This window comes from Pantoea sp. MBLJ3 (assembly GCF_000816655.1).
Taxonomy (GTDB): domain Bacteria; phylum Pseudomonadota; class Gammaproteobacteria; order Enterobacterales; family Enterobacteriaceae; genus Pantoea; species Pantoea eucalypti.
The window spans coordinates 358228-375573 of the sequence record NZ_JSUT01000003.1 but is presented as its reverse complement, the minus strand read 5'-3'; the positions used below and the strand labels follow the sequence as shown (position 1 = coordinate 375573).

Sequence of the window (17346 nt, the reverse complement as noted above, 5' to 3'; positions counted from 1 at the left end):
CCCTGCTAATGACTCACTGACTTAACGGCGGTTGCCGAAAATCCGCAGCAGCATCAGGAACAGGTTGATGAAGTCGAGATAGAGCGTCAGTGCACCCATAATCGAGTAGCGACGCAGGTTCTCCGTGTCGCGGGCATCGATCTGCTCACCAATATTTTTCAGCTTCTGCGTGTCATACGCCGTTAATCCCACGAACACCACCACGCCGATATAGGTAATCGCCCACATCAGCGCCGGGCTTTTCAGCCAGAAGTTCACCAGCGACGCCAGTACAATGCCAATCAGCGCCATAAACAGCAGGCTGCCAAAACGGCTCAGATCGCGTTTGGTGGTGTAGCCGTAGAAGCTCATCGCACCAAACATCCCCGCCGTAACAAAGAAGGTGCTGGCGATGGAGGAGTAGGTGTAAACCAGGAAGATACTCGCCATGGTCAAGCCGGTGAGGGCCGAATAGAGCATAAACAGTCCGGTAGCCACTGCCCCACTCAGGCGATGCACCATACCTGACAGGAAAAAGACCAGTGCCAGCTGCGCGATAATCAGCCCGAAGAAAGTGATGCGATTGGCAAACACCATCTCCATCACTGCAGGCGTGCGCGCAGCATACCAGGAGACAAACGCGGTCAGTAACAGACCACAGGTCATCCAGCCATAAACCTGCGCCATATAGGCTTGTAAACCGCGAGATGCGGATTGAACGATGGAATCATTTCTTGGATATCGGTCCATGATGCACCTCTTGTTAGACGGATGAACAGATGCGCTCCCAACCGGGAGACATGCCAGTGGCTAAGTGTGGCACAGCTCAGCTCAACTGCGCCACAACATGCCGCTTAACGGCGCGACAGGCACTGCTGATAGCGGCTGTCAACGCGCTGCGCAAACCACGCCGTGGTCAGATTACGGGTAATTTTCGGGCTTTCCAGCTTGATGCCCGGCAGCATTTCACGCGGGAGTTTGCGACCCGCCATTTTGTCCGCCAGGGTAAAGACCTGTTTCCAGAGTTCACTGTCGCTGAACGACGCTTTTTCCCCTTTCTCCAGATCGCGGCGAATATCGCTGTTGCTCATGTCGATCTGCTTCGACAGTGTGCGCACCGCGAGTTCAGTCCCCCCTGCCGCATCCGATCCATAAAGAATCAGATCCCCATCCAGCGCCAGCTTCATGCCGGTGGCGCGTGACACCGCCGCCTGGAAGGCCGCATTGCGACTGGCGTACCAGCCCGCATTGTAATCGGCAAAGCGGTAGAGCGGCTGACTGTAGTCAGCCGGGTAGCCGAGCAGATGCATAGTGCCGAAGTAGATTCCGCCGTGACGGGTAAAGACTTCGCGGCGGATGGTGCCATCGATCGGCCACGGGTAGCCTTTGGCGTGTGCTTCGGCAAACGCAATGCTGACCTGCATCGGCCCGCCGGTGTGGATTGGGTTGAGATTACCGAACAGCGTCTGGCCCATCGGCACCATGTCGATCAGGTCATCAAAGATAGCGCTGAGATCTTTTTCACTGCGCACCTTGTCCAGACGGGCCGCGTAACTTTCCCCGGTCGGCGACTTGATCAGCAGTGCGGTGCGCACCAGGAAGGCCGGCACATGCACCTGCGCCGCACGGCGGTTGATCTCGCCCCAGGCAATTTTTGGCAGGCCCGGTACGGCGGCCTCCGCGCTGAAGTTGCTCTCCTGATCCGCTACGGCGATGACTGCGCAGAGATTACTGGCGCTGGGATCGATCTGCTGCGTGCGGAAGGTGGTGTAGATGTCGTCGCTCCATGCGGCTTTATTACTGACGTGCGACGGCAGCAGTCGCTGGATCTGCGCTTTGACATCTTCGGGCTGCCGCACGGGCGCCTCAGGGGTTTTCTTGCTGCTACAACCCGCCAGCACCAGTGCGGCGACCAGTGTCAGACGTTGCAGAATCGGGGTGGATGACATGCCTGTCCTCAGAATGAACGAAAGCCCTACTCTACCATTGCCAGCGTTTCGCAGGCAGGCGAGAACTGAACTAAGGTTACCTTTTTTAACGTTAAAGGAACTTACGATGTTTAAACTCTGGCCTGTTGCGGCCTTCAGCCTGTTATTAACCGGCTGCGGCGCCAATAATACGCCTGCCCAGGTGCAGTCACCGGGCGCGCCCACCTCCTCCTCGCTTAAGGTGCTGGAGACGGGTGCCAGCGTGATGCAGTCACGTCCGCCTATCGACGCCATTAACACCTATCTCGATGGCTTCCATTTTTATAACGGCGACAGGAACGGTCAGATGGAGGCGCACCACTATGTCACCGTGCTGAACGACGATGTGATGCAGGCGGTGATTTACGACGGCAATACGCGCGACGCACGGCTGATGGGCGTGGAGTACATTATCAGCGAACGGCTGTTTAAGACCCTGCCGCCGGAAGAGAAGAAACTGTGGCACAGCCATCAGTATGAGGTGAAATCGGGCACGCTGATTGCGCCGGGCTTACCCGCCGCCGCCGACCATGCCCTGATGACACGCATCGCGAACACCTACGGAAAGACCTGGCACACCTGGCACACGGATCGTGATAAAACGCTGCCAATTGGCATTCCGGCCTTGATGATGGGCTTTACACAGGATGGTCAGATGGATTCGCGACTGCTGGCGGATCGCGATCGCCGCTTTGACGTCGACAGTAAACAGATCCGTGCCGAACGAGCGGATATCGTAGCGCATCCGGCGGCACCGGGCGCCAATGCCTGGGAAAAGGGTCAGGTTATTCAGCTGAAGCGCACCACTGGCGGTGGTGAACACAGCCACGGCCAGACCGGCTTTGGCCCGGCGGAGCAGCTAAAGCAGCCTTAAGCGACGTGATAAGCGTGTTTTCTGGCAGTGGCGTGTGGATACACAGAGGAGACTCAGCGGGCGAAAAGGGTCTGGCCCGCTGAGCCATTAACGCCGCCTTAGTCCCAGCGCTGAGCTGCCTGCTGATCGCTGTCGCGGGCGTCCACCCAGCGATCGCCCTGCTCAGTCGCTTCACGCTTCCAGAAGGGGGCGCGGGTTTTCAGGTAATCCATGATGAACTCTGCGGCAGAAAAGGCGCTGCTGCGATGCGCACTGGTCACACCCACCAGCACGATTTCATCGCCGGGAAACAGTTCGCCGACGCGATGAATCACGGTAACCCGTTGCAGTGGCCAGCGTTCGCGCGCCGCATCCACAATCTCCTGCAGCGCTTTTTCGGTCATGCCGGGATAGTGCTCCAGCGTCAACGCCGCCACGTTATCACCCAGATTGTGGTTGCGGACTTTGCCGGTAAAGGTTACCACCGCACCATCTTCATCACAGGCCGCCAGCCAGCGATACGCTTCCGCCATATCAAAGGGTGCAGGGCCAACGCGAATCTGCGTTTCCATCTCAGCCTCCGGTCACGGGCGGGAAAAAGGCGACTTCATCCCCGGCGTGCAGCGGATGCGTCATCGGCACCAGCGTCTGATTGACCGCCGCCAGCAGTTTGCCTGACTCCAGCGCCAGCGCCCAGCGATCGTTGCGGTCGGCCAGCGCACTGCGCAGCGTGGCCACATCCGGGTAATCAGCACCGACCTCAAGTGATGCCGTGCCGGTCAGCTCACGCACCTGGGCAAAAAACAGCACCTTAATCATGCGCGACCGCCTGGAAATCGCCGCTTTTACCGCCGCTCTTGCTGATTAAACGCAACTGATCGATGACGATATCTTTCTGCACCGCTTTGCACATGTCGTAGATGGTGAGGGCGGCAACCGAGGCGGCCGTCAGCGCTTCCATCTCGACGCCGGTTTTGCCGGTGAGGCGACAGAGCGTGGTAATGCGAACCCGATTATGATCCGGTTCCGCTTCCAGATTCACTTCCACTTTGCTCAGCATCAGCGGATGACAGAGCGGAATCAGCTCCCAGGTGCGTTTTGCTGCCTGAATCCCGGCGATGCGCGCCGTGGCAAAGACATCCCCTTTGTGGTGGCTGCCTTCCATAATCATCTGCAGCGTTTCAGGCTGCATCAGCACCAGCACTTCTGCCCGCGCTTCGCGCACGGTTTCAGCCTTGGCGGAGACATCCACCATGTGCGCTTCGCCCGCGGCGTTAATGTGTGTGAGTTGAGACATACTTACCGTTCTTACCGTTTCTTCAGATGTGAGACAAAATTACAGGGCGCGGTGCGCGCATCAAGCTGGTCAGCAATAATCCGCTCCCAGGCAGTACGGCAGGCGCTGGTTGATCCCGGCACAGCCAGAATCAGCGTCCCGTTAGCCAGACCGGCAACGGCGCGCGACTGCAATGTTGAACCGCCAATCTCTTCATAGGAGACCATCCGGAACAGTTCGCCAAAGCCGTCAATCTCGCGATCAAACAGTGGCAGCAGGGCTTCCGGGGTGCTGTTTTTCAGGTTAAAGCCGGTGCCGCCATTAATAATCACCACCTGTACATCTTCACTGGCGATCCAGCGCGACACGGTGGCGCGGATGCGGTAGAGATTATCCGGCACGATGGCGTGATCAACCACCTCATGGCCCGCTTCTGCTGCCGCCTCGCGCAGGTAGTCGCCGGAGGTATCGTTGCTGGCATCGCGGCGATCTGACACCGTCATCACCGCCATCTGCAATGCCTGAAATTCGCTGGCTGGTTTACCCATACTTCCTCCTGAAATTAGCCGCCAATGTATGAGAGATTCTGTGTGATGCCGGTGTTGCCCTGATGCAGGAAGTGGGTCTGCTTTTTCTGCCCCAGGCTGCTGGCAATGCGCGCCTGCAGTTCGGCCTGCTGCTCATCGGACGCCAGCAGGTCGCGCAGCGGTACGCCGCCGTCACCAAACAGGCACAGGTGCAGATTACCGTGCGCTGAGACGCGCAGACGGTTGCAGCTGGCACAGAAATCTTTGGCGTAAGGCATGATCAGGCCAATCTCGCCGACATAATCGGGATGGTAAAAGACCTGCGCCGGCCCGTCACTGCGTCCACTTTCGCGGCGCTGCCAGCCCTGGGCGATCAGTTGATCGCGGATCACCATGCCGGAAACGTGCTGCTCGCGGAACAGCGTGCCGCCGTCGCCGGTTTCCATCAGTTCGATAAAACGCAGCTGGATCGGGCGGGTGCGGATCCAGTCGAGGAACGTCGCCAGATTACGGCTGTTGAGATCGCGCATCAGCACACTATTGACTTTGACCTGGCGAAAACCGGCGTCCAGCGCGGCATCGATGCCGCTCATCACCTGATGGAATTTATCCTGACCGGTAATAGCGTGAAACTGACGGGCATCCAGACTGTCGACGCTGACGTTAAGTGCGGTTAAACCCGCATCGCGCCACTGCTTCACATCACGCGCCAGCCGGTAGCCGTTAGTGGTCACCGCGATCTGGCGGATAGAAGCGTTTTCACGGACCGCCGCAATGATGTCGGTGAAATCACGGCGCAGCGACGGCTCACCGCCGGTCAGCCGCACTTTTTCGGTGCCGGCAGCGGCGAAGGCCCGCGTGACACGGCGGATTTCATCCAGAGAGAGAAAGCTTTTGTTACGAATTCCCTGCGGTTTGTAGCCGTCAGGCAGGCAGTAGGTACAGCGGAAATTACAGACATCCGTGACCGACAGGCGCAGGTAATAGAACTTACGCGCGTATGCATCAGTAAATTGTGACACCAGAACACCTTTCCAGATTGGGAGATGCAGTCATTTCTTCCTGCACCCTGGCAGCTCGATGGCTACGGCCTGAACCCCCTATCCGCAGACTTAGGCATTCAGGCTTGAGTGTACGCTGACCCGTTGATCAGCGCGGTAAGCATGATGGTAGCGTGTATTTCGCCACTCTTCCATGTGCTCTTTTCGCTATATATTCTTATACATATCGAATTTTCACCGCATGTTAGCGACAGGATACGTTAAAATGCGATCCAGATTTTGACGCATGTCATCCGCGCGGGCTTAGCGTTTAGAGCCTCGCCACGCGAACGGATTTTAAGGAGAAGTATGAATCGCACACTGGCCGATCTTGATCGCGTTGTGGCACTGGGAGGCGGACACGGTTTAGGCCGCGTGATGTCTGCCCTTTCCCCGCTGGGCTCGCGTCTCACCGGTATCGTCACCACCACCGACAACGGTGGATCAACCGGCCGTATTCGCCGCTCCGAAGGCGGGATCGCCTGGGGCGACATGCGTAACTGCCTCAACCAGCTGATTGCGGAACCCAGCGTCGCCTCAGCGATGTTTGAGTATCGCTTTGCCGGTAACGGCGAACTGGCCGGACACAATCTCGGTAACCTCATGCTGCGGGCGCTGGATCATTTGAGCGTACGTCCGCTTGAAGCGATTAATATCATCCGCAACCTGCTGAAAGTGGATGCCTTTTTAATCCCTATGTCAGAACAGCCGGTGGATTTGGTGGCGATGGATGCCGAAGGTAATATGGTTTACGGTGAAACCGCCATTGACGAGATGAAACAGCCGCCACAGGAATTGATGCTGCATCCCAATGTCCAGCCCACACGGGAAGCATTACAGGCGATAGGTGACGCGGATCTGATCCTGATTGGTCCAGGCAGTTTTTACACCAGCCTGATGCCGATTCTGCTGATGGAAGAGATGGCGCAGGCATTGCGTCGCACGCCCGCCACCATGGTGTTTATCGGCAATCTGGGCCGTGAGCTCAGTCCCGCTGCCGCCAGTCTGTCTGTGGCTGATAAGCTTCAGATGATGGAGCGTTACATTGGCAAGCGAGTCATTGATGCGGTGGTGGTCGGCCCGTCAGTGGCAACAGAGGGCATTGAAAACCGTTTGATTGTCCGTGAACCGCTGGAGGCCGCCGACATCAAATATCGTCACGACCGCCAGCTATTACGGGTGGCGCTGGAACACGCCATTCAGGGCTTTGACGGCGCTACGAGGCCGCAATAAACAGCGTTCGCAGCTCATGCAGCTGATCACGCACATTTGCAGCCTGTTCGAACTCCAGGTTCTGCGCGTGCTGCTGCATCTGCCCTTCCAGCTCGTGAATCTTTTTCTGCAGAGCCTGCGGCGTTAGCAGCTTGAAATCGGCCAGTGCCTGGGCTTCGCCAGGACGTGCCGGTTTCGCTTTGCCGCGGGTTTTCACTATGTTGTTACCCAGTTCCAGAATATCGGTGATCTTCTTGTTCAGCCCCTGCGGCACAATGCCGTTTTGCTCGTTGTGCAGTTGCTGCTTCTCACGGCGACGCTCGGTCTCTTCAATGGCGCGTGCCATCGACGGCGTAATTTTATCGCCGTAAAGAATCGCCTTACCGTTGATGTTACGCGCCGCACGACCAATGGTCTGAATCAGCGATCGTTCAGAACGCAGGAAGCCCTCTTTATCCGCATCCAGAATCGCGACCAGAGAGACTTCCGGCATATCCAGCCCCTCACGCAGTAAGTTGATGCCCACCAGCACATCAAACTCCCCCAGACGTAAGTCGCGAATAATCTCCATACGCTCCACAGTGTCGATATCGGAGTGCAGATAACGCACCTTCTCGCCATGCTCCGTCAGATACTCGGTGAGATCTTCAGCCATGCGTTTGGTCAGCACCGTGACCAGCACACGTTCGTTGATTGCCACGCGCTGACGGATTTCTGACAGCAAATCGTCGACCTGCGTCCCGACCGGGCGCACTTCAATGATGGGGTCCAGCAGGCCGGTAGGACGTACCACCTGATCGACCACTTCGTCGCCCGATTTTTCCAGCTCATATTTGCCCGGCGTGGCAGAAACATAGATGGTCTGCGGCGCCAGTGCTTCAAACTCTTCAAACTTCATCGGACGGTTATCCAGCGCCGACGGCAGGCGGAAGCCATACTCAACCAGCGTCTCTTTACGCGCCCGGTCACCTTTGTACATGCCGCCAATCTGCGGAATGGTGACGTGTGACTCATCCACTACCAGCAGGCCATCCGCCGGCAGATAATCAAACAGTGTCGGCGGGGCTTCGCCCGGTCCGCGTGCAGAAAGATACCGCGAGTAGTTCTCGATGCCAGAGCAGTAGCCCAGTTCGCTCATCATCTCCAGGTCAAACTGGGTACGCTGGGTAATGCGCTGCTCTTCCAGCAACTTATTATTCTCAAGCAGCACCCGGCGGCGGTCCGCCAGCTCGACTTTGATATCTTCCATTGCCTGCAGAATGCGCTCACGTGGCGTGACATAGTGCGTCTTGGGGTAAATGGTAAAACGCGGCACCACGGAATCGATCTGGCCGGTCAGCGGGTCAAACAGCGACAGACGCTCCACCTCTTCATCAAACAGTTCAACGCGCAGCGCAATATCGTCCGACTCTGCCGGGAAAATATCGATCACTTCACCACGCACGCGGAAAGTACCGCGCTGAAACGCCTGATCGTTACGGGTGTATTGCAATTCTGACAGGCGGCGCAGGATGCTACGCTGATCAATAATCATGCCGCGGGTGAGGTGCAGCATCATTTTCAGATAGAGATCGGGATCGCCCAGACCATAGATTGCCGAAACCGACGCGACGACGATAACGTCGCGCCGCTCCAGCAGCGCCTTAGTGGCCGAGAGACGCATCTGCTCAATGTGTTCGTTAACCGATGCATCTTTTTCAATAAAAGTGTCCGAGCTCGGTACATAGGCTTCAGGCTGGTAATAATCGTAGTAAGAGACGAAAAACTCGACGGCGTTATCCGGGAAAAACTCTTTCATCTCGCCATAAAGCTGAGCGGCCAGCGTCTTGTTCGGGGCCAGCACCATTGTCGGGCGGTTGAGGTCGGCAATCACGTTGGCGACGGTAAAGGTCTTACCAGAACCCGTCACACCCAATAAGGTCTGATGGGCCAGTCCATCCTCCAGCCCCTCTTCCAGGCGACGGATCGCCTCAGGCTGATCGCCCGAAGGTTTGAAGGCGGAATTCAATTTAAAGGCTTTGGTCATGAATGCAGTTCCTGCTGGAGAAGTCGGCGGGCAGGCACTTATTTTACTCTGCTATGGTGATTTTGCCAGAAAATAATACTGGATATAAAAACAGTAATGATGCATTGTTAATGTCAGCACAATGAGACTTTTTGAACCGGCGACGTCGTAGCGATTGCACAAAGTCTGTTGCGCAATGTTATCCCCAGACCCGGATAAGATTTAACATTTGTCAATAGAGCGTCACAAAATTACAGTTCGGTTACCTGACAGATAATTCGCAGGCTTGTTTTTTGATAACCTACTGATTTAATTTACTTTAGGTCACAAGGCCAGATTCTCGTCATAATGTTACCAGGCCGCGTATTTCCTCGCTTCCAACTGGTTTTCATTACCTAATGCACAAGGTTATCCACAGGAATGGTGGATAAGTGATGGCAGCCCCGCCGCCATCAGCTGTGTATAATTTTTCCCTGCTCCTTCATCGCCTCGAAAATAATTTTTTTTGCGTTAAATTTCACGTCAGCCGCTGACGGAATATTCTGCATTTTTCATCGTCCACCTGATGTATCACGCAAATTTTCATCAATCCACTAAGATTCTTAATCAGACTTATTGCCTCTTAACACACCGTCTGCACCAGAAACAGCGCCCCGAGGCACTGCAAAAGTGCAGCGGCGTGACCACCGTGGGGAATTGATAAGTTTTTCTCAACTTTTATCCCTTAAACATGGCATCCCGGCCGGAATCAGGACCGTTTTTAGATCTGGCCTGAGAATTGCAGGAATGACTGGCGTCAACGCGCTTCACGCGCACTGTGCTGCAATAGCGAGACAGCTGTTGCTGATGACTTGTTTGCCAGACGACAGAGAGCGGATGCAATCAGGCTAATGATCGGGAAGGAGAGTGTCAGATGCTGAGTCTACGTTCGGTCAATCAATTTTACGGTCAGAACCATATTCTGTGGGATGTGGATCTGGATCTGGCACCTGGCACCTGCACGGGCGTTCTGGGTCGTCAAGGCATGGGGAAAACCACGCTGGTCAACTGCATCATGGGCAGACTGCCGATTAACAGCGGCTCTATCTCCTGGAAAGAGGATGGCTCACCGCCAGAAGATCTTCTGCTGCAGCCCGCTGAACAGCGGGCACAGATGGGCATTGGCTATGTTCCACAGGGCCGCCATATTTTTACGCAGATGAGCGTGGAAGATAACCTGCTGATTGCCCTGCTGGCGGGGGCCAGCCAGCGTGATCGCCATCGCGCCATTCCCGAAATGGTATTTGATTTGTTTCCGGCGCTTTATTCACTGCGACAGCAGCGCAGCGGCGATCTGCCGATCGATCAACAGCAACAGCTGGCCCTGGCGCGCGCACTGGTGCTGCAGCCCAAATTGCTGATTCTGGATGAGCCGACTGACGGGATGTCGCCGTGGCTGGAAGAGGAGATGGGCAACCTGATTCGTCGTCTTAATCTCGACTACGGGCTGACCATCCTGCTCCTTGAACAGCGACTGTCGCTGATCCGTCGCGTGGCAGACTATTTTCTGCTGCTGCACCGCGGTCGCAATGTGGCGCAGGGCAGCATGGAACAGCTGGATGACCACACCGTCGATAAGTGGCTGACGGTGGCCTGAGGCTTACGCCGGAAGCGTCAGGTAGTGACCACATGACGCCTGCTGCGCCGCATCGGTAAGATACGGAATTGTGCCCAGACAGGGCGCAGGCAGTCGGTTTTTCAGGCTGGTGAGATACTCCGGATAGCGTTTGCCAGGCGGTTCCACGGTGTTGGCGATCCATCCCACCAGCGGCAGGCCACGCGCCCGCACCGCCTCTGCGGTGAGCATCGCGTGGTTGATGCAGCCGAGCTTAATTCCCACCACCAGAATCACGGGCAGCTTTTCCCTGACTACCCAGTCTGCGTAGGTGTGTGTCTCTGACAGCGGCGTGTACCAGCCGCCCGCGCCCTCCACCAGAATCCAGTCCGCCAGTGGCTCCAGCGCCGCCAGACCGGCTGACAGGGCCAGATGGGTAATCGGTCTGCCCTCTTCAGCGCTGACGATGTGCGGCGAGGTGGGTTCCATAAACGCCAGCGGATTCACCTGCTGATAGGTTAACGGCACACTGCTGAATCGCTGCAACGCCAGCGCATCGCTGTTGCGGATCCCCTCTGGTGTCATCTCACAGCCCGACGCAACCGGCTTATAGCCCGCACAGCGAAAGCCTGCTGTGGCAGCGGCCTGCAACAGTGCGCCGCTGGCGACAGTTTTACCGACTTCAGTGTCGGTGCCGGTAATAAAAAACCGTTTCATGAAAGCGTGACTCCATAAATTAAATGGTAACTCAGGCGATAACCGTGCCGATCGCGCGGCCAGTGCGCCTCTAACTGGTTAAGCCGTCGCCGGGTAAGTATCTGCCCGTCGCGGCCCTGATGCAGATGGGTTGCCCCAATCCCCTTCAGGGATCGCATGGCGCTGAGCGCATCGGGGAAATGCAGCGTCACCTCCTCTGAGCTGCAACGCAGTTGCTCTGCCTGGCAGGCCGCTGCAATCTGCGGCTCGCTAAGAAAGCGGTTGGCGTGCGGCAACGCATCCAGATGAGACCAGGCTTCATGAACCTCCTGCAGCGAACCGTCGCCCAGCGTGGAAAACAGCAGCGTGCCATTGGGTCGCAGCACCCGCCGGAACTGGCGCAGCGCGCCGGGCAAATCTTCACTCCACTGCACCGCCAGGTTGCTCCATACCAGGTCGATGCTGTTATCCGCCAGCGGCAGCGCGTCGATGTCGCCCGCCAGATAGCAGTGCGCCGCGTCGTTATCCCGCGCCTGTTGCAGCATCTGTGGCGAGAGATCCAGTGCCGTCACCTGTTTGCCGCGTTCGCGCCACAGCCTGCTGTACCAGCCGGTGCCACATCCGGCATCCAGCAGTTGAACCCCGCTGTGAGCCGGTGCGAGAGCCAGCAGCGCATCGCCGCTAAGGCGTTGCAGCGCCGCATGGGCATCGTAATGGCTGGCCGCCCGGCCAAAAGCGCGTGCAACCGCCTGCTTATCAATCCGCAGCGTCATGCAGCACCTCCAGTAACCGATCGATATCGTCCGGGCGATGTGCCGCCGTCAGGGTAATGCGCAGCCGTGCCGTTCCCGGCGGCACGGTGGGCGGCCGGATGGCGCTGACCCAGCAGCCCGCTTCAGCCAGACGCTGAGAGAGCGCCATCGCATCGCTATTTTCACCCACCAGCAGCGGCTGGATCGCACTCTCTGAGTTCATCAGTTGCCACGGCAGTGAGGCTGCGCCGCGCCGGAAATGCCGGATGTTCTGCTGCAGCTGCTGGCGCAATGCATCGCCCTGCTGAATGACCTGCAGCGCCGCCTGCAGTGCAACAGCCTGCGCGGCGGGCATCGCGGTGGAGTAGATCAGATGCCGGCTGAACTGCAGGAAATAGTCGGCAGTCTCCGCATCACAGAGCAGCGCGGCACCGCTGACGCCAAAGGCTTTGCCAAAAGTGACCACCAGCAGTTCCGGTTTAACGCCCTGCAGCCAGCAGCTGCCGCGCCCCTGCTCACCCACCACACCGATGCCGTGCGCATCATCCACCAGCAGCCAGCCCTCAGCCTGGCGCGTCTGTTGCGCCAGTGCAGCCAGCGGCGCGCTGTCACCATCCATGCTGAAAATGCCCTCGGTCACAACCAGCGTTTCCCCCTCGCAGGGTAATGCGAGCCGCGCCGCCAGACTCTCAGGTGCGTTGTGACTGAAACGACGCAGCTGCGCCGGGCTGTGGCTGGCAGCGTCGAGCAGCGAGGCATGGCTGAGCTTATCGGCCAGGATACGATCGTTTTTCTCACTCAGCAGATGAATCACCGCCTGATTGGCGGCAAAGCCAGAGATGAACAGCAGCGCACAGTCATAGCCGAGCCAGTCGGCCAGTTGCGCCTCAAGATCGGCGTGCTGACGGTGATAACCGGTGACATGCCCTGAAGCGCCCGCCCCCGCGCCTGCCAGCGCCGCACCCTGCTGCCAGCCGGCTATCACCGCCGGATGGCGGGTTAAGCCGAGATAGTCATTGCTGGAGAAGTGAAGATAGTTGCGGCCACCGCTCTGCAGTGTGCGGGTCGATTGCTCATCGATAACCCGACGCTGCCGCCAGCCATCAGCCGCACGGCGCTGCGCCAGCCCCTGCCGGAGTCGTTGCTGCCAGCTCATTACAGTGCCGCGTTGTAAAAATGTTCAGTATCGGCATGAAACAGCTGCTCGCTGAGTTGCTGTTCCTGCTGCTGATCGCCATGCTGGGTGTGAGTATGTTCCGGGTTCAGCCCCAGTTTGCGGAACAGCACGCGGTCTTTATCCTCTTCCGGATTCGGTGTGGTCAGCAGTTTGCAGCCGTAGAAAATCGAGTTCGCCCCGGCCATAAAGCACATCGCCTGGGTCTGCTCGCTCATCTGCTCGCGGCCCGCGGAGAGACGCACATGCGAGGTCGGCATCATGATCCGCGCCACCGCGATGGTGCGGATAAAATCGAATGGTTCGACGTCATCGTTATCCGCCAGCGGTGTACCTTTCACTTTCACCAGCATGTTGATCGGCACGCTCTCCGGTGGTGTCGGCAGGTTGGCTAACTGCACCAGCAAACCTGCACGGTCGTTCACGGTTTCGCCCAGGCCAACGATGCCGCCCGAACAGACTTTGATCCCGGCGTCACGCACTTTACCCAGCGTATCCAGACGTTCCTGATAGCTGCGGGTGGTGATGATGGAGCCATAGAATTCCGGCGAGGTGTCGAGGTTATGGTTGTAGTAATCGAGGCCCGCGCCCGCCAGGCGCTGCGCCTGGTCGTCGCTGAGCGTGCCCAGCGTCATGCAGGTTTCCATGCCCATCGCCTTCACGCCTTCGACCATCTTTTCCAGGTAAGGCATATCGCGCTCGTGCGGGTTTTTCCACGCGGCTCCCATGCAGAAACGGGTTGAACCAGCAGCTTTGGCCTGACGCGCGGAGGTCAGCACCTCTTCCACTTCCATCAGACGCTCCGACTCCAGGCCGGTCTTATAGCGCGCGCTCTGCGGGCAGTATTTGCAATCTTCCGGACAGGCACCGGTTTTAATCGACAGCAGGGTACTGACCTGTACCTGGCGCGGGTCGAAGTGCTGACGATGCACCTGTTGCGCCTGAAACATCAGTTCGAGAAAAGGTTGATCAAACAGCGCTTGTGCCTGTGCAATTGTCCAGCGTTGAGCCATTACTTACTCCAGAAAAGGGTGTCATCCCGACGAAAAGCAGGGGTATACTTGTAAACTATATTTTTTTATTTTGGTTTACAACTCCGATGACTACCCCTGTTTTTTCCTCAGATGATGCCCGTTTTGACCGCCAGCATATCTGGCATCCCTACACCTCAATACAGAATCCACTGCCCTGCTATCCGGTTGTTACCGCGCAGGGTTTTCAGCTGCAACTGGCCGATGGCCGTGAGCTGGTAGATGGGATGTCATCATGGTGGGCGGCGATCCACGGCTATAACCATCCCCGCCTGAACCGGGCGCTGACGGAGCAGGTCACACAGATGTCGCACGTGATGTTTGGCGGCATTACCCACCCGGCGGCGGTGGCGCTCTGCCGTCAGCTGGTGGCGATAACGCCTGAGCCGCTGGAGTGCGTTTTCCTGGCCGATTCCGGCTCGGTGGCGGTGGAAGTGTCGATGAAGATGGCGCTGCAGTACTGGCTGGGTCGGGGCGAAACCCGCCAGCAGTTCCTGACGCTGAAACGCGGCTATCACGGCGATACCTTTGCCGCGATGTCGGTGTGCGATCCTGAGAACTCAATGCACAGCCTGTGGCGCGGCTATCTGCCGGAGCATCACTTTGCGGCGGCTCCCGCCTGCGGCTTTGATGATGAGTGGGACGAGCGCGATTTCGATGATTTCGCCCGTCTGATTGAACAGCATCACCGGCAGCTGGCGGCGGTGATTCTGGAGCCAATAGTACAGGGTGCGGGCGGCATGCGTTTCTACCATCCACGCTATCTGCAGCAGGTGCGGGAAGCCTGCGATCGCTATGGCGTGCTGCTGATCGCCGATGAGATCGCAACCGGCTTTGGCCGCACCGGCAAACTCTTCGCCTGTGAACACGCGGACATCACGCCGGATATACTCTGCGTCGGTAAAGCGCTGACCGGCGGCATGATGACGCTGGCGGCGACGCTGACCACCCGTGACGTGGCCGACACCATCAGTCGCAGCGCGGCAGGCTGTTTCATGCATGGCCCGACCTTTATGGGCAACCCGCTGGCCTGCGCGGTCGCGGCAGAAAGCCTGACCATGCTGGCGGAAGGAGACTGGCAGCATCAGGTGGCCGCCATTGAACAGCAGCTGCGCGCTGAGCTGCTGCCGCTACGCAACTCACCGCAGGTGGCTGATGTGCGCGTGCTGGGCGCAATTGGCGTGGTGGAAACGCATCAGGCGGTCAACATGGCGGCGCTGCAGCAGTTCTTTGTTGAACAGGGCGTCTGGATCCGGCCATTTGGTCGTCTGATCTACCTGATGCCGCCCTACATCATCACGCCACAGGCACTGAGTCAGCTGGTGCAGGCGATAGGCGGCGCGCTGGAACATTCGCAACATTTTGCTGCCTGAAGCGGGCTGACCGCTGGCACTGGTGGCGCTTTTGGTTATGATGAAAGGCTATTCATCGACAATTGAGGAGATGTGATGCGCGTTTTTAGTCAGGATTTTAATGACGGCGAGAAGATGCCTGAAAAGCATGTTTTCAACGGCATGGGTTATCAGGGCGAGAATATCTCTCCCCATCTTGCCTGGGAAGCGGCGCCGGAAGGCACCAAAAGTTTCGTGGTGACCTGCTACGATCCTGATGCGCCGACCGGTTCAGGCTGGTGGCATTGGGTGGTGGCGAATATTCCGGCCAGCACCACGTCACTGCCACAGGGTGCCGGTTCCGGCAAAGCGTCACTGCCAGCAGGCGCAATTCAGACCCGTACCGATTTCGGTCAGGCGGGCTACGGTGGCGCGGCGCCGCCGCAGGGTGAAACCCATCGCTACATTTTCACCGTACATGCGCTGGATGTGGAGACGATTGAGGTGGATGAAGGCGCCAGCGGCGCAATGGTCGGCTTTAATGTGCATTTCCACGCACTGGCGAGCGCCTCGCTGACCGTGAATTATCAGTAATTCAGTAAGACTGACCACTGACAAGCCTAAAGCTGAATGATCTGGCAGCAACGCGTTAGCTTAAATTGCAGGGAACAGGGTCAGAGGAGGAAAGCGTCCCGTGCCAGGGATGGCGCGGGTCGAGCATGCCATGGATGGCGGCTTTTGCGTCTTTCCGATCTGACCCTGTTCCCTGTGTCTGCAGGATCTCACAGCTGGCAGCCACGCCTCTCCCGCCCGGGAGAGGCATTTTTCGTGGTGCGTTACGCCTGCAACTGATGAATCACGACCCACATCGGGCCCTGCCCTACTGCATAACGTCCCAGCGGCTGTAACAGCCCTTTTGGTTCGCTAATCGCATAGACTTCGATGTGATGCGATTTCTGTCCCGCTGCCACCAGATAGCGTCCGCTGTGATCGATATTGAATCCGCGCGGCTGTGTTTCTGTCGGCTGAAACCCTTCCAGGGTCAGCTCGTCACCCAGCTCGCTGACGCTGAACACCGCCAGAGTGCTGCTGGTGCGATCGCAGGCGTAGAGGAAACGGCCATCCGGCGTCAGGTGAATATCCGCAGCCCAGCGCGTACCGGTGAAATCCGGTGGCATCATATCCAGCGTCTGCACGCTTTCTGCTTCACCTTCACCCGTATTTAATGCCCAGACCTCAACCGTGCTGTCGAGCTCATTTACGCAATAAGCGAACTGACCGCCCGGATGGAACTGCATGTGACGCGGGCCTGCACCTTCTACTGTCGTGACCTGCGCCTGCTTACGCGGCGTCAGCTGACCGTCAGCGCCCAGCGAGAACAGACAGATACGATCCTGCTTCAGTGCCGGTACATACAGGGTCTTATTGTCAGTGTCGATATTGGCCGAATGGCAGCCATCCAGACCGTTGATCACCTGCAGCGGAGCCTGCGGAATGCCGTCATCGCCAATCGGGCTGACGCTGACGCAGGCATCATTGTAGGAGCCGCAGAACAGGAACCGGCCCTCACGATCGGTGGAAATGTGGGTCGGACTGCCGGGCAACGGTGCCTGACCCGCTTCGGTCAGCGTGCCATCAGCGGCAATCTTAAACGCCAGCACGCGAAAATTGGGACGCACGCCGACATAGAGAAAATCGCGTTTCGGACTCACCACCATCGGCTGAACCTGGCCGGCGACATCGGTCACCTGAAGCAACGTCAGCGCACCCTCATCATTCATCTGCCAGACGTGAATCTGCTGGCTCTCGGGACTGGCGGTGTAAACAACCTGTTTCATGCATTCTCCTTTTTTGCTGCCTTGTCATGATCTTTGAATCACTGTAGCGCGTTTTATTGCCCTACGCTGGA

The 17346-nt window shown here is 57.8% G+C and carries 18 protein-coding genes and 1 riboswitch; of the genes, 5 read left to right on the top strand and 13 right to left on the bottom strand.

Translation table 11 applies throughout. The annotated features are described in order from the left end of the window. Positions 1–21: 21 nt before the first annotated feature. Positions 22–729 (bottom strand): Bax inhibitor-1/YccA family protein, encoded by a 708-nt coding sequence (locus NP77_RS04885; protein ID WP_033762576.1) that lies wholly within the window; start codon positions 727–729, stop codon positions 22–24. 104 nt (positions 730–833) lie between these two features. After that, positions 834–1928: a DUF1615 domain-containing protein gene (locus NP77_RS04880; protein ID WP_003851837.1), complete on the bottom strand. Its 1095-nt coding sequence runs from the start codon at positions 1926–1928 to the stop codon at positions 834–836. 106 nt (positions 1929–2034) lie between these two features. On the opposite strand from NP77_RS04880, the gene NP77_RS04875 reads away from it, so the two are divergent. Next, on the top strand, positions 2035–2820 hold the full coding sequence (locus tag NP77_RS04875) for an OBAP family protein (RefSeq protein ID WP_039659220.1): 786 nt from the start codon (positions 2035–2037) through the stop codon (positions 2818–2820). Positions 2821–2918: 98 nt separating this feature from the next. On the opposite strand, the gene moaE is transcribed toward NP77_RS04875, so the two are convergent. The 5 genes from moaE to moaA all read right to left on the bottom strand — a co-directional run bounded on the left by moaE (position 2919) and on the right by moaA (position 5624). Continuing rightward, positions 2919–3371 (bottom strand): molybdopterin synthase catalytic subunit MoaE, encoded by a 453-nt coding sequence (gene moaE, locus NP77_RS04870; protein WP_039659218.1) that lies wholly within the window; start codon positions 3369–3371, stop codon positions 2919–2921. Position 3372: 1 nt separating this feature from the next. After that, positions 3373–3618 carry a molybdopterin synthase sulfur carrier subunit gene (moaD, locus tag NP77_RS04865; protein WP_003851844.1) on the bottom strand — a complete coding sequence of 82 codons (246 nt, stop codon included), beginning with the start codon at positions 3616–3618 and terminating at the stop codon, positions 3373–3375. After that, positions 3611–4096, bottom strand: coding sequence for a cyclic pyranopterin monophosphate synthase MoaC (moaC, locus tag NP77_RS04860; protein ID WP_008925053.1), 486 nt, complete (start codon positions 4094–4096; stop codon positions 3611–3613). The genes moaD and moaC overlap by 8 nt, the downstream gene beginning before the upstream one ends. 11 nt (positions 4097–4107) lie before the next feature. Beyond that, a complete protein-coding gene (gene moaB, locus NP77_RS04855; protein WP_008925052.1) occupies positions 4108–4623 on the bottom strand; it encodes a molybdenum cofactor biosynthesis protein B in 516 nt (171 codons plus the stop codon). A 14-nt stretch (positions 4624–4637) separates the two neighbouring features. Continuing rightward, positions 4638–5624 (bottom strand): GTP 3',8-cyclase MoaA, encoded by a 987-nt coding sequence (gene moaA / locus NP77_RS04850; protein WP_039659215.1) that lies wholly within the window; start codon positions 5622–5624, stop codon positions 4638–4640. Further along, a riboswitch (molybdenum cofactor riboswitch) is annotated at positions 5614–5747 on the bottom strand. It overlaps the preceding gene by 11 nt. Positions 5748–5951: 204 nt before the next feature. Here moaA and yvcK point away from each other — a divergent pair. Then, positions 5952–6875 (top strand): uridine diphosphate-N-acetylglucosamine-binding protein YvcK, encoded by a 924-nt coding sequence (gene yvcK, locus NP77_RS04845; protein WP_003851850.1) that lies wholly within the window; start codon positions 5952–5954, stop codon positions 6873–6875. Here yvcK and uvrB read toward each other — a convergent pair. Further along, positions 6859–8880 carry an excinuclease ABC subunit UvrB gene (gene uvrB, locus NP77_RS04840; RefSeq protein WP_003851852.1) on the bottom strand — a complete coding sequence of 674 codons (2022 nt, stop codon included), beginning with the start codon at positions 8878–8880 and terminating at the stop codon, positions 6859–6861. The two genes, yvcK and uvrB, sit on opposite strands and share 17 nt — an antisense overlap. An 892-nt stretch (positions 8881–9772) precedes the next feature. Here uvrB and NP77_RS04835 point away from each other — a divergent pair. Continuing rightward, positions 9773–10495, top strand: a complete 723-nt coding sequence (locus NP77_RS04835) for an ABC transporter ATP-binding protein (RefSeq protein WP_003851859.1) — start codon at positions 9773–9775, stop codon at positions 10493–10495. Positions 10496–10498: 3 nt separating this feature from the next. Here the strand turns inward: NP77_RS04835 and bioD are convergent, their stop codons facing one another. From bioD to bioB, 4 genes are read right to left on the bottom strand one after another with little or no spacing between them, the layout of a single operon-like run. Further along, positions 10499–11170 carry a dethiobiotin synthase gene (gene bioD / locus NP77_RS04830; protein ID WP_003851861.1) on the bottom strand — a complete coding sequence of 224 codons (672 nt, stop codon included), beginning with the start codon at positions 11168–11170 and terminating at the stop codon, positions 10499–10501. Continuing rightward, positions 11167–11922: a malonyl-ACP O-methyltransferase BioC gene (gene bioC, locus NP77_RS04825; RefSeq protein WP_003851863.1), complete on the bottom strand. Its 756-nt coding sequence runs from the start codon at positions 11920–11922 to the stop codon at positions 11167–11169. Before bioC ends, bioD begins: the two co-directional genes overlap by 4 nt. Further along, on the bottom strand, positions 11906–13057 hold the full coding sequence (gene bioF, locus NP77_RS04820; protein WP_039659212.1) for an 8-amino-7-oxononanoate synthase: 1152 nt from the start codon (positions 13055–13057) through the stop codon (positions 11906–11908). Before bioF ends, bioC begins: the two co-directional genes overlap by 17 nt. Beyond that, on the bottom strand, positions 13057–14088 hold the full coding sequence (gene bioB, locus NP77_RS04815) for a biotin synthase BioB (RefSeq protein ID WP_039659210.1): 1032 nt from the start codon (positions 14086–14088) through the stop codon (positions 13057–13059). Before bioB ends, bioF begins: the two co-directional genes overlap by 1 nt. Positions 14089–14174: 86 nt before the next feature. On the opposite strand from bioB, the gene bioA reads away from it, so the two are divergent. Next, positions 14175–15479, top strand: coding sequence for an adenosylmethionine--8-amino-7-oxononanoate transaminase (gene bioA, locus NP77_RS04810; protein WP_039659209.1), 1305 nt, complete (start codon positions 14175–14177; stop codon positions 15477–15479). Between the two features lie 75 nt (positions 15480–15554). Next, complete coding sequence (locus NP77_RS04805; protein WP_013357177.1) at positions 15555–16031, top strand: kinase inhibitor; 477 nt, start codon at positions 15555–15557, stop codon at positions 16029–16031. A 242-nt stretch (positions 16032–16273) separates the two neighbouring features. Here the strand turns inward: NP77_RS04805 and pgl are convergent, their stop codons facing one another. Next, positions 16274–17275 carry a 6-phosphogluconolactonase gene (gene pgl, locus NP77_RS04800; RefSeq protein ID WP_039659206.1) on the bottom strand — a complete coding sequence of 334 codons (1002 nt, stop codon included), beginning with the start codon at positions 17273–17275 and terminating at the stop codon, positions 16274–16276. Positions 17276–17346: the final 71 nt, after the last annotated feature.